Here is a 12296-nt window from a genome sequence, read left to right on the forward strand (position 1 = left end):
AATTTTGGAATTTTTCACCGCACTTATTTTTTACAATTTTTGTATAAACGAAGCCTAAAAAATCCCCACATATCAGTGAGGATTTTTATTTGATATATGGATTATTTCTGTCTTGCAAAAACCATTTTCACCATTTGCCAGAAGAAGGCAAGCGCGCCTAAGCCGAAAATTACATCGCCTAGGATACGCACCCAGCGTAGGGTAACGAAAAGATCTTGCTGCATAAATTCTTCACCGCGTGCATACCATAAACCGTGTACCATATTGGCGTGCGCTTGAATTACGCCGATTGGTAAAAGGCTTGAAATAATCATCACGACTAAGCCGATATTTAAACTCCAGAAACCAAATTTCATCAGTTTGTCATCAAATTGAATACTTGGACGTAAGTAACGCACGATGAGAAAAACAAAGCCAAGAGCAAGGAAGCCATAAACCCCAAATAACGCAGCGTGTGCGTGTACTGCCGTTGTGTTTAGCCCTTGGACATAGTAAAGCGAGATAGGTGGATTGATTAAGAAACCAAATACGCCAGCGCCTAACATATTCCAAAATGCCACGGCGACAAAGCAGTAAATTGGCCATTTTAAGCGTTCCATCCAAGGCGCTTTTTGTTGCATTGACCAATGCTCCCAGGCTTCATAACCGAGTAACACAAGCGGTACAACTTCTAACGCGGAGAACGATGCGCCAACGGCGATAATTGGTGTGGTAGCCCCGGCAAAATACAGGTGGTGGAATGTGCCAGGAATACCTCCAATTAAGAAGATTGATGCTGACGCAATAGTGGAAACTGTTGCAGTGCGGCGTGAAACTAAGCCTAAGCTGACAAAAATAAAGGAAAGTGCCGCCACAGAGAATACTTCAAAGAAGCCTTCAACCCAAAGGTGTACTACCCACCAGCGCCAATATTCCATCACAGATAAATGAGTGTGTTCGCCATAGAATAAGGCCGGGCCATAGAATAAACCAATGGCGATAACAGAAGCAAAGAACAAGGCGAGTAGGTTTTTATCGCCAGGTTGTTTAAAGGCATTGATAGTGCCGCGTAGCATTAGGATTAGCCAGAATAAAATACCTGCATATTTTACTGCTTGCCAGAAACGTCCGAGATCGATAAATTCATAGCCTTGATGACCGAACATAAAGCTCAGTTCTTTTGGAATTTGGTGAGCAATTGCTAAATAGCTACCAGTAAATGATCCCACAACCAAGACAACTAGCGCCCAAAATAGAATATCGACACCGAGTTTTTGATATTTTGGATCTTTGCCGCCATTGATAATTGGTGCAAGGAATAAGCCGCCAGCTAAGAATGCCATTGCGATCCAGAATAATGCACTTTGAACGTGCCAAGTGCGAATTAAGGAATAAGGTAAATATTCAGAAAGTGGAATACCGTAGAAATCTTGTCCTTCTACCGTATAGTGGGCTACGATTGTACCAAAAGTAACTTGTGCAATGAATAATGCGACTACAGTGAATAGATATTTACCCAAGGCCTTTTGTGAAGGGGTAAGCTGAATTTTAGTGAGCGGATCAACCACATCTGGTGTTGGATCTTTTTCATCTTCTTTTTTCTTGAATGCCCATACCCAAACCATCATTCCAATCCCTAGGATTAAGAAAACGATACTGGCAATTGACCACATAATATTTTCTGCCGTTGGCACATTATTAATGAGTGGTTCGTGCGGCCAGTTATTGGTGTAAGTGGCATCTGTATTTGGACGATTAGCCGAAGCAGTCCAAGCCGTCCAGAAGAAAAACTTGGTTAAATCTTGACGATCCGATAACGCTGGCAGGGTGTTATCTTTCATCGCAAAGTGATCGCGGGTGAGTTTAAATTGAGGATCATCACCGTATAAGGAAATATAATATTGTGCTGTTTTTTCAATAGCTTGCTGACGAGTATCAGATAATTGCACCGCACCATTTTCAACTTTGCTACCACGATATTCGCGGGTTAAGCGAGATTGTAATACAGCCTTTTGATCATCATCTAAAGCATCAAAATTTTTACCAAATTCTTTTTGTGCGGTAATGTCTAACCAATTGGTGAGTTCTCGGTGTAACCAGTCTGCCGTCCAGTCGGGTGCCTGGTAAGCACCGTGTCCCCAAATTGAACCAAGTTGCATTCCCCCAGTTGTTTGCCACGCCGTTTGGCCTTGCAAAATATCTTGTTTAGTTATCAAGGTTTCGCGATTGGCATTGACATATTTTTCTGGAATGGGTGGTGCTTCACGATAAATATCCACTCCAAAATAACCGAGAATAGAAAATGCGCCGATAAGCACCACAATCAAGGTGTACCAGAGCTTTTTGTATTGCCCCATAATAGATCTCCATAGTTTAAGTAAATAGAGCATTTGCAGCTCAGAAAAATACTGTCGAATGATATCCATATGACAGTACGAATTAATACCTTACTAATTTTATCAAGTATTTTTTACTATGCAGAGTAAAATGGCATTTCTTTGTCTTAGATCAAATTTTGTCAGAAGTTTCTTCCTTTTTAAGAAGTAAGAATAACGGGAAATAAGGTGCGGTTAAAAATCCCAATAAATTTCAAAAATATTTATCGCTTGTTATAAGGAGATAATGCTAAAATTGCTAACGTAGCAATAGCACAGGCCATTGTTTGATTTATTATTTACAAAGGAAATTTTTATGAGTAACTTAACTATTACTTTTACAACAACTCGCATTTTTGCCCATGATTTAGTGTCAGAATTACTCAATATCGGTGCGTTGTCTGCTGAAGAAACTAAGCAAAAAGGTGAAGATGTAGCAGAAGTCGTTGCTGTTTTTGGTGAGAATGTGGAAGCTCCTGATGTCATTGCTGCTTTAGCTGAATCAGGCATCACCAACATTCCTTATGTGGTGAGCTAAGAATAAAACCTGCTTGTGAGAATAAGCAGGTTTTTTTATATTTCATAATAAGTTAGGGTTAAATCTAATCCGTCAAAATAACAACCATAGCTATTACTGCACCGGCCAGGATAAACCATAGGCTACGTTTTAGCATTTTCTTTGAGCCTGGGATAAGCCATAGGGAGCTTATGCAGAAAAAGAGCAGAGAAATGCCGAAAAGGGTAGTGAGCCAAGAATAGGGATATTGCGAATTGCCTAAGTGTAGGCGATTTAGTTCAGCGAGCCAGCTTGGGTATTCCATTGTGTGATATTTTACTTCCCCCGTTTTGCTGTGGTATTCCCCTTGCTTAAAATAAAGCACGTCATCTTTTTTCTCGCTAATCAATAAATTTTTTATGCGTAATTTCTGCCCAAGCTGTTGTTCAGTGAGTTGGGGGGAAATGGTTTTTTCGATATAGACTGAACGTTTGAAAATATTGGTATCTCGATAAATCAACACGATGCCAGTCAGGGCATAAATCGACATAATGACTAATAATAAAAATCCGAAATAGCGATGCAAAATCCGCATCCATTTTGCTGTTGTTTTGCTCATTTGTATGTTGGTTGGAGGTTAAAGATGCGGTGATTATATAGAAATTTTCTCTATTATGTAAATGAAAATAATTATTATTTGTTGATTTAATAATTATTATCAATAGAATAGGGACTGTTGTTCAATAGATAAGGAGTTCTAATTTTATGAAACTAGCTTGCCCTCTAAATTTTCCTTTAAAAACGACCGCACTTTTAGTTATAAGTGTTTGTTCTAGTAAGGTGTTATATGCGGAGGAAATTTCTTCATCAACAGAGTATATGGCCGTGTTACCAACGATTGATGTTGTTACCGCGCAGGAAACAGCCAACACAAAGGGCTATGTGGGGTATGAAGAAGCACAGGCAACACGCAATCTTCTTACGATCAAAGAAATGCCACAGACTGTTGATGTGATTAACATTCAGAAAAATAAAAATTATGGAACCAATGATTTGAGTTCTATTTTAGAGGGAAATGCGGGGATTGATGCCACCTATGATATGCGTGGTGAAAATATTTACTTGCGTGGTTTTCAAGCTGATGCGAGCGATATTTATCGTGATGGGATTCGTGAAAGCGGGCAAGTTCGCCGTAGCACTGCGAATATTGAACGGGTTGAGATTTTAAAAGGTCCATCGTCAATTTTATATGGACGCAGTAATGGCGGTGGCGTGATTAATATGGTCAGTAAATTTGCTAATTTTACAACCAGCAGAAATATTGGCGTAACCTATGGTTCTTGGAATAGCCGCAGTGTAAATTTAGATGTGAACCAAAAAATTAACGAAAATGTTGCCGTTCGTTTAACTAGTGAGCTTTCTGCGGCAGAGGCTTATCGCTATGGGGTTAGAAATAAAGGGAGAATGTTTTCGCCAAGCATTAGCCTACAAAGTGATGATGGGCGGCTACAATGGGTTGGGCAATATACCTACGATTATCAATGCCGTATTCCAGATCGCAATCCTACTAAATCTGTTTATGATGAAATGGGAATAGGCTATCGCAATAGTTTTTTCCGTGATGGGGACTATGTCGATGATACATTGCAAGTTTGGCGTTCGGATCTCAAATATTTTATTAATGATCAGTGGTTGGTAAATTGGCAGCTTGCTTATCGTCAAGCAGATCAGGATTTTGATCATTATTTTGCAGGAACTTATTCTGCAACGGATAAAACGTTAAAGCAAAGCTATGCGTGGCAAAAAACACGAAATAAAACATTGACCAATAATATTACCTTTAATGGTGAATTTGACACCGCTCACTTTAAGCATAAAGTCACCATTGGGCTGGATTATAGTCAGGAAGAACGCCACCCTATTTTGGCTGTTTTGCGTAATCAAGAAATTGATCCTTTTCTCAGCCGACATCAATGGCCAGCTCGTCAGCACCCAAATGCGACGACAGATAATCGCCATAAAGCGTATAGTGCAGGTATTTTTGTACAGGATTTAATTTCATTAACCGATAACGTAAAAGTGCTATTAGGCGGGCGTTACGATTTTTATCGTTTTAACTCCACAAATATTAAGCAAGAACGCCGTGATACAAAAGGGCATTCTTTCAGCCCAAATGTAGGCGTTGTGTGGGAGGTTACACCAGAACATACGCTTTATGCCTCCTTTAACCGTAGTTTCTCACCTTATGGAGGGCGTGGCTATTTAGGGATTAGCACCGATCAAAAAGACGTGTTTAATGCCTCACCCGAATATAATCAACAATATGAAGTGGGCATTAAGAGCGATTGGTTTGACAAAACCTTAAGTACCACCTTATCTGCTTATCAATTAGAACGCCGTAATATTCGTTATCGTCCTAATAAAGATATTCTTGATGTTTGGGCGGTGCGTGGAAAAGATCAATCTAAAGGTGTGGAATTTAGCCTATTAGGGCAGCTCGCACCGAAATGGTATATCCGTTCTTCAGTAGGCTGGATGGTTGCAAAAATTAAGGAAGATAAACAAAATCCGCAAAATAACAACCGCACTTTAAATAATACGGGAAATTTCACGAGTAACCTGTTTGTGCGTTATGTGCCAACAGAAAAACTCTATTTAGAAACAGGAGTAACCCATTTAGGAAAACGTTATTATTTCAATAACAATAAACAAACCGTTCTGCCAAGTTTTACGCGTGTTGATGCGATGGTGGGATATAACTTGAACCCTGTGAATATCACCTTGGCGGTATCAAATTTATTGAATAAAGCTTATTGGCGTTCCGATTCAATGCCGGGTAATCCGCGTTCCTTTAATTTACGTTTAACTTATACCTTTTAATTAATCAAGCAATGCGGTGTTTCACGCACCGCATTATTTTTTAGAGAATAATTGTTTTGTTTTTATAAACAAAGATCCGATCTTGTAAAGCGAGATCTAAGGCTTTGGTGAGAACGGTTTTTTCCACATCACGCCCTGCACGCATCATTGCATCAGCACTGTATGTGTGATCCACATTAATTACGTTTTGCATAATAATTGGGCCTTGATCTAATTCATTATTAATAAAATGCGCAGTTGCACCAATAATTTTTACCCCACGTTCATAAGCCTGATGATAAGGTCTTGCGCCAATAAAGGCAGGCAAGAAAGAGTGGTGGATATTAATCACTCGGTTTGGATAATGGGCAACAAATTCAGGATTTAATACACGCATATATTTTGCTAACACAATATAATCTGGTGCATATTGATCGATTTTTTCCGCTAATAATTTATCGTGTTCAACGCGGGTTAATCCTTCGTGGCTAATGCAATGAAAAGGAATATCAAAGCGTTCCACTAAATTTCTTAGGGTATCGTGATTACCAATAACGGCAGCGATTTCAACATCTAAACCACCGTAATAATTTTTCATTAAAATATCACCAAGGCAATGGGCTTCTTTGGTGACTAAAATAACAATGCGTTTTCTTTTTGTGCTAATTAATTGGCAATTTGTTCCGGCTGGTAGGCTAAATGTTAAATCAGCAAGCAAGGTTTCATCATTGAAAATTCCTTCCAATTCGGTTCGCATAAAGAAATGTTTTGTTTCAAAATCGACAAACTCATTGTTATGAATAATGTTGAGTTGGTGTTTATAACAAATATTGGTTATTTTTGAAATGAGTCCTTTATCATCAGGACAATCAGTTAGAAGAATTTTATTTTCTCGCATAATTTTGTGTGTGGTAAGGTTTTTTGAGATGAAAAAAAAAGTAAAGCCAAGGGCTTTACTTTTCTTAGGAATTAAATTTCAAAATCAGATAATGATTTTCCAGCATCTAAAGCGCGTTGAATAATAGAAGGTGTTCTGCCTTGACCTGTCCAAGTTTTTACATTGCCATTTTCATCAGTGAATTGATATTTCGCTGGGCGAGCAGGGCGTTTTTGACGTGGTGCTTTTGGTGCTGCAGTTTGCTCTGAAATTAAATCTTCAGGTGTAATTCCTTTTTCTTTTAAGAAATTATGCACTTCAGCAAGGGATTTTAATCTTTCTGCTTCTTGTTGTGCAGCTTGTGCCACTTCTTCACGTTTTTCTTCAAGTACAGTTTTTACTTTTTCTAAGATTTCTTCTAAATGTTCTACATCTAGATTTTTTGCTACAGCGCGTAAACTACGAATATTTCTTAATGATCTTAATAAATCACTCATTTTAAATCTCCCAAAGTATGATATTAAATTAATAAGGACGTGGCTATAATAACGAAAATATTATTCAAGGTAAATAGCAAATGTTATTTAATGGTTCATTCTTTTTATTTCCTTTATAAAAGTGCGGTGTTATTTTGCCAAGTTTTTTACATAAATTTCATTTTCGTATAACGCAATCCTTTGCGTGCGGTGAGATGATGTTTAGATAAAAAGTTATCGCTTTTTTATGGATAATGCTTGCATTTTTCCTTGCTTATTGTAATCTTTGCGAGATCCTACTTATGTAGAGGAGCGACTATTATAAGTATTTTTTCTGAGTGGATAACGATGAGGAAAAAGGAAAGGAATAGTTGCCGAAATCAATTAAAAGTCGTTTTAATTGGTTGGGAGCGTTTTCGAAAGAAACGTTACTGTCATAGTCTTTTTAACAACTATGGAGCGCTACTGGTTAGGTTGGGTAATTGTGCCTGCCTTTTTATTTTAAATTTTCACCCTTCTTTAAAATAGTAAACTTCAGTGGTTCTCCCTTATTCTTAGGTAGAACAATAATGGAACTCTTAGATTATTCCACATCAATTTGGTCGGTTGTCCCGCCCCTGTTAGCCTTATTATTGGCGATTTTCACGCGTAAAGTGATTTTATCCTTAAGCATTGGTATTTTAATTGGCTCATTAATGTTGGCAGATTTCAATATTGCCAACACAGCGATTTATTTAAAGAATACCGTGCAATCTTTGGTATATGGTGATGACGGTTGGAACTTTGATACCATCAACATCATTTTATTCTTATTATTATTGGGAATTTTGACCGCACTTTTAACGGTATCAGGTAGCAATCGTGCCTTTGCGGAATGGGCGCAAAAGCGTATTAAAAATCGCCGTGGCGCGAAATTAATGGCGGCTTCTTTGGTCTTTGTTACCTTTATTGACGATTATTTCCATAGCCTTGCGGTGGGTGCGATTGCCCGTCCTGTTACAGATAAATTCAAAGTTTCTCGTGCAAAATTAGCCTATATTTTGGATTCCACCGCCGCGCCAATGTGTGTTATTATGCCTGTTTCAAGTTGGGGCGCGTACATTATCACCTTAATTTCAGGCTTGCTTGCTACTTATGCCATTACGGATTACACCCCAATCGGGGCATTTATGGCGATGAGTGCGATGAACTTCTACGCGATTTTCTCTATCTTGATGGTGTTCTTCGTGGCGTATTTCTCTTTTGACATTGGCTCAATGGCAAGACACGAAAAACTCGCTCTTGAAAGAACGGAAGAAGATCAAGATGAGCAAAACGGCGTGAAAGGCCACGTTCGCAACTTGATTTTACCTATCGTTACCTTAATTGGCGCAACGGTATTTATGATGTTGCACACAGGTAATGAAGCCCTCGCTGCGGACGGCAAACCTTTCTCTGTATTAGGCGCATTTGAAAACACTACGGTAGGGATTTCTTTAGTGGTGGGTGGCTGTGCTTCAATCGTTGTGGCAACCCTTTGTATTTTAATTGATCGTCAAGTGAGTTTTGCAGAATACGCCAAATCTTGGATCGTTGGCGTGAAATCAATGCTTGGTGCGATTTTGATTTTATTCTTCGCTTGGACAATCAATAATGTTGTGGGCGATATGAAAACAGGGACTTATTTATCTAGCCTTGTTTCTGGTAATTTACCTGTGGCAGTGTTGCCTGCGTTATTGTTCGTATTAGGTGCAGTAATGGCGTTCTCAACAGGAACAAGCTGGGGAACATTCGGCATTATGTTGCCAATCGCTGCAGCCATTGCCGCCAATGCCGCACCAGAATTAATGTTGCCTTGTCTTTCAGCCGTAATGGCAGGGGCGGTATGTGGCGACCACTGTTCACCAGTTTCCGATACCACCATTTTGTCTTCCACTGGGGCGAAATGTAACCATATGGATCACGTTACCACCCAGTTACCTTATGCCTTAACCTTAGCCGCAGCAACCATTGTGGGCTATCTTGTGGTTGGTTACACCGCATCAGGCGTATTTGGCTTTATTGCCACAGCAATCACCTTGGTTGCACTGATTTTCTTATTTAAAAGACGATAAAATGTGATCTAGATCATAAAATTAGAAATAAAATTTTATTTCGTTTATTTTATAAAATGCGGCGGATTGTCGCATTTTTTTATTTTTGGCTGAATTTTATTTTATAAAATATCGAATTCGCAGAATTTTTAGAAATTTATTCTGAAAAATCACCGCTCTTTTCACTCAAATCTTGCTAGACAAGCCATTCTCAATCCGTTACAAATAATCATCGTTAATGAAAAAACAGAAGTGCGGTGCAAATTCCGCAAATTTTTGCGAGGTAACAATGAAAAAATTATCAGGTGCGGAAATGGTTGTGCAATCCTTGCGTGATCAGGGCGTAAAATTTGTATTTGGCTACCCCGGTGGCTCGGTGTTGGATATTTATGATGCTATCCACACATTAGGCGGCATTGAGCATATTTTGGTTCGCCACGAGCAAGCCGCCGTGCATATGGCAGACGGCTATGCACGTTCCACAGGGGAAGTGGGCTGTGTGTTAGTCACATCAGGCCCCGGGGCAACCAATGCCATTACAGGGATTGCCACTGCGTATATGGATTCTGTGCCTTTGGTGGTGATTTCTGGACAAGTAATGTCTGGTTTAATCGGCAGTGATGCGTTCCAAGAATGCGATATGGTGGGGATCTCTCGTCCTGTGGTGAAACATAGCTTTTTGGTCAAACGAGCAGAAGATTTGCCTGAAGTGATCAAAAAGGCGTTTTATATTGCCTCCACAGGTCGCCCGGGGCCAGTGGTGATTGATGTGCCGAAAGATGTGTTAAATCCGGCTAATAAATATACTTATACCTATCCGCAAGAAATTAGCTTGCGTTCTTATAATCCAACTGTGCAAGGGCATAAAGGGCAGATAAAAAAAGCCTTGAAAGCTTTATTGGTGGCGAAAAAGCCGGTGCTTTTCCTTGGTGGCGGTGCGATCACAGCAAATTGTAGCGAGCAAATTAGCCAATTTGGCAAGCAGTTGAATTTGCCGGTTACTGCGTCTTTAATGGGATTAGGTGCATTTCCAAGCACGGATAAACAGTTCTTAGGAATGTTAGGAATGCACGGCACATACGAAGCGAACAACGCAATGCACCACAGTGATTTAATCTTCGCCATTGGTGTGCGTTTTGATGATCGCACCACCAATAATTTGGAAAAATATTGCCCGAATGCCAAGGTGGTGCATATTGATATTGACCCAACCTCCATTTCTAAAAATGTACCAGCGGCAATTCCGATTGTGGGTAGCGCAGAAAATGTGTTAAACGAAATGTTAGCTTTATTAGAAGAAGATAACTTAGCCAAATCTCAGGCGGATCTGAGTGATTGGTGGAAACAAATTGATGAATGGAAAGCGGTGAAATGCTTGGATTTTGATCGCAATAGTGGCGTGATTAAACCCCAGCAAGTGATCGAAACGGTTTACCGTTTAACCAAAGGTCAGGCTTATGTGGCATCTGATGTGGGACAGCATCAAATGTTTGCGGCGTTGCATTATCCTTTTGATCAGCCTCGCCATTGGATTAACTCAGGCGGGCTTGGCACAATGGGCTTTGGCTTGCCTGCAGCGTTAGGCGTTAAACTGGCTCACCCAGAGGCAACGGTGGTGTGCGTAACGGGGGACGGCAGTATTCAAATGAATATTCAAGAGCTGTCCACGGCGCAGCAATATGGCATTCCTGTGGTGATTATTAGCCTAAATAATCGCTTCTTAGGAATGGTAAAACAATGGCAAGATTTGATTTATTCGGGGCGTCATTCGCACTCGTATATGGATTCACTGCCTGATTTTGTGAAATTAGCCGAATCTTATGGACACGTCGGCATTCAAATTGATCACCCTGAAGAATTGGAAGAAAAGCTGGCACAGGCTTTTGCTATTAAAGATAAATTAGTGTTTGTTGATATTAAAGTGGATGAAACGGAACACGTTTATCCAATGCAAGTGCGTGGCGGTGCGATGAATGAAATGATTTTAACTAAACCGGAGAAAGCCTAATGCGTAGAATTTTATCAGTGTTATTAGAAAATGAATCGGGGGCGTTATCCCGCGTAGTGGGCTTATTCTCTCAACGTGCCTTTAATATTGAAAGCCTAACAGTTGCTCCCACTGATGATCCTACGCTTTCGCGTATGACCATTGAGGCTTACGGTGATGAGCAAGTGCTAGAGCAAATTGAAAAGCAACTGCATAAATTGGTAGATGTGTTCAAAGTGATCAGCCTAAGCGATTGTGAACACGTTGAGCGTGAAGTGATGTTGGTGAAAGTGCGTGCGCAAGGCAGTTCTCGTGATGAGTTAAAACGCTTAGCGGAAATCTTCCGTGGGCAAATTGTGGACGTAACCACCAAATCCTACACCATTCAATTAGTGGGAACGAAAGACAAACTTGATGCTTTTGTGAAAGCGTTAAAAGAAGAAAGCTCACTGATTGAAATTGTCCGTTCAGGCTTGATCAGCCTTTCCCGTGGCGAGAAAAATTGTTTGTAGGAGTAGAGTAGCAAAGCAGTAAAAAATAAAGTGCGGTGGTTTTTTCCGCACTTTTTTAATCAATGTTATTGATCCATTATTAACACTTCAACCCTGTGCTTTCAGCCACTTGCTCAACCACTTGGCGTAAGGCAGCGGCACATTGGTGAAGTTGTTCTAACTCATCGGCAGGCAGTTTGTATTTCAAAATGCGCTCCACTCCTTTGCTACTGATGACCATTGGCACGTTCACCACCACATCGTTTAAGCCGTATTCGCCATTGAGCATTGTGCCAACGGGCAAGACGGAATATTCATTAATACTAATGGCGCGAATAATGCGGAACACGCTCGCCGCAATGGCGTGGTTGGTGTTAAGTTTTAAGCTGAACACTTCTAAACCAATGGCTTTGGTGGCTTTGAGTAGCTCTTGTGGATCGAGCATCGGTACATCGTTTTGCTGGCAAAAATCATCGATTTTTTGCCCAGCGATATTGACGATACTCCAAGGAATAAAACTATTTGCACCGTGTTCACCCATCACATAACCGAACACGTTTTTCGGATCGATTTTTACTTTATCGGCAATAATTTTCATCATTCGTGCCGTATCCACTACACAACCTGCACTAATCACACGGTGAGCGGGGAAGTTCGTATTACGAATAATAAAGTGGGTGAGAA

9 protein-coding genes, 1 pseudogene and 1 riboswitch are annotated in these 12296 nt (G+C 40.1%); of the genes and pseudogenes, 5 read left to right on the top strand and 5 right to left on the bottom strand.

Features of this window, described 5'->3' with window-relative positions:
* Window positions 1-101: 101 nt before the first annotated feature.
* Window positions 102-2336, bottom strand: coding sequence for a nitric-oxide reductase large subunit (locus ACLS0A_RS00515; protein WP_416081983.1), 2235 nt, complete (start codon window positions 2334-2336; stop codon window positions 102-104).
* A 334-nt stretch (window positions 2337-2670) separates the two neighbouring features.
* On the opposite strand from ACLS0A_RS00515, the gene ACLS0A_RS00520 reads away from it, so the two are divergent.
* Window positions 2671-2892 (top strand): hypothetical protein, encoded by a 222-nt coding sequence (locus ACLS0A_RS00520; RefSeq protein WP_103855080.1) that lies wholly within the window; start codon window positions 2671-2673, stop codon window positions 2890-2892.
* A 64-nt stretch (window positions 2893-2956) separates the two neighbouring features.
* Here ACLS0A_RS00520 and ACLS0A_RS00525 read toward each other — a convergent pair whose 3' ends face one another.
* Window positions 2957-3469: a PepSY-associated TM helix domain-containing protein gene (locus ACLS0A_RS00525; protein ID WP_416081984.1), complete on the bottom strand. Its 513-nt coding sequence runs from the start codon at window positions 3467-3469 to the stop codon at window positions 2957-2959.
* Window positions 3470-3615: 146 nt separating this feature from the next.
* Between ACLS0A_RS00525 and ACLS0A_RS00530 the strand changes: the two genes are divergently transcribed.
* On the top strand, window positions 3616-5730 hold the full coding sequence (locus ACLS0A_RS00530; protein ID WP_416081985.1) for a TonB-dependent receptor: 2115 nt from the start codon (window positions 3616-3618) through the stop codon (window positions 5728-5730).
* A gap of 40 nt (window positions 5731-5770) precedes the next feature.
* On the opposite strand, the gene purU is transcribed toward ACLS0A_RS00530, so the two are convergent.
* Together purU and ACLS0A_RS00540 are read right to left on the bottom strand one after the other, a co-directional pair.
* The gene (gene purU / locus ACLS0A_RS00535) at window positions 5771-6607 is read right to left on the bottom strand and encodes a formyltetrahydrofolate deformylase (RefSeq protein ID WP_416081986.1); all 837 of its coding nucleotides are present in this window, start codon (window positions 6605-6607) and stop codon (window positions 5771-5773) included.
* 71 nt (window positions 6608-6678) lie between these two features.
* Window positions 6679-7083: an H-NS family nucleoid-associated regulatory protein gene (locus ACLS0A_RS00540; RefSeq protein WP_103852949.1), complete on the bottom strand. Its 405-nt coding sequence runs from the start codon at window positions 7081-7083 to the stop codon at window positions 6679-6681.
* A 276-nt stretch (window positions 7084-7359) separates the two neighbouring features.
* Window positions 7360-7535, top strand: a riboswitch (Lysine riboswitch).
* Between the two features lie 96 nt (window positions 7536-7631).
* Here ACLS0A_RS00540 and ACLS0A_RS00545 point away from each other — a divergent pair.
* The 3 genes from ACLS0A_RS00545 to ilvN all read left to right on the top strand — a co-directional run bounded on the left by ACLS0A_RS00545 (window position 7632) and on the right by ilvN (window position 11633).
* Window positions 7632-9155: a Na+/H+ antiporter NhaC family protein gene (locus ACLS0A_RS00545; RefSeq protein WP_115249785.1), complete on the top strand. Its 1524-nt coding sequence runs from the start codon at window positions 7632-7634 to the stop codon at window positions 9153-9155.
* A gap of 268 nt (window positions 9156-9423) precedes the next feature.
* On the top strand, window positions 9424-11142 hold the full coding sequence (locus ACLS0A_RS00550; RefSeq protein WP_416081987.1) for an acetolactate synthase 3 large subunit: 1719 nt from the start codon (window positions 9424-9426) through the stop codon (window positions 11140-11142).
* Window positions 11142-11633 (top strand): acetolactate synthase small subunit, encoded by a 492-nt coding sequence (ilvN, locus tag ACLS0A_RS00555; protein ID WP_017805703.1) that lies wholly within the window; start codon window positions 11142-11144, stop codon window positions 11631-11633. The genes ACLS0A_RS00550 and ilvN overlap by 1 nt, the downstream gene beginning before the upstream one ends.
* 79 nt (window positions 11634-11712) lie before the next feature.
* Here the strand turns inward: ilvN and ACLS0A_RS00560 are convergent.
* A pseudogene (locus ACLS0A_RS00560) lies at window positions 11713-12296 on the bottom strand (L-lactate dehydrogenase); the annotation flags it as partial.

It is taken from the genome of Avibacterium volantium, from assembly GCF_049366555.1.
In the GTDB taxonomy this organism is placed as follows: Bacteria; Pseudomonadota; Gammaproteobacteria; order Enterobacterales; family Pasteurellaceae; genus Avibacterium; species Avibacterium volantium_A.

What these genes read in the sequence shown, in the direction of transcription:
- ilvN (WP_017805703.1), top strand. Translation starts at nt 11,142, where the DNA reads ATGCGTAGAATTTTATCAGTGTTATTAGAAAATGAATCGGGGGCGTTA.
- ACLS0A_RS00525 (WP_416081984.1), bottom strand. Translation starts at nt 3,469, where the DNA reads ATGAGCAAAACAACAGCAAAATGGATGCGGATTTTGCATCGCTATTTC.
- ACLS0A_RS00540 (WP_103852949.1), bottom strand. Translation starts at nt 7,083, where the DNA reads ATGAGTGATTTATTAAGATCATTAAGAAATATTCGTAGTTTACGCGCT.
- ACLS0A_RS00545 (WP_115249785.1), top strand. Translation starts at nt 7,632, where the DNA reads ATGGAACTCTTAGATTATTCCACATCAATTTGGTCGGTTGTCCCGCCC.
- ACLS0A_RS00530 (WP_416081985.1), top strand. Translation starts at nt 3,616, where the DNA reads ATGAAACTAGCTTGCCCTCTAAATTTTCCTTTAAAAACGACCGCACTT.
- purU (WP_416081986.1), bottom strand. Translation starts at nt 6,607, where the DNA reads ATGCGAGAAAATAAAATTCTTCTAACTGATTGTCCTGATGATAAAGGA.
- ACLS0A_RS00515 (WP_416081983.1), bottom strand. Translation starts at nt 2,336, where the DNA reads ATGGGGCAATACAAAAAGCTCTGGTACACCTTGATTGTGGTGCTTATC.
- ACLS0A_RS00520 (WP_103855080.1), top strand. Translation starts at nt 2,671, where the DNA reads ATGAGTAACTTAACTATTACTTTTACAACAACTCGCATTTTTGCCCAT.
- ACLS0A_RS00550 (WP_416081987.1), top strand. Translation starts at nt 9,424, where the DNA reads ATGAAAAAATTATCAGGTGCGGAAATGGTTGTGCAATCCTTGCGTGAT.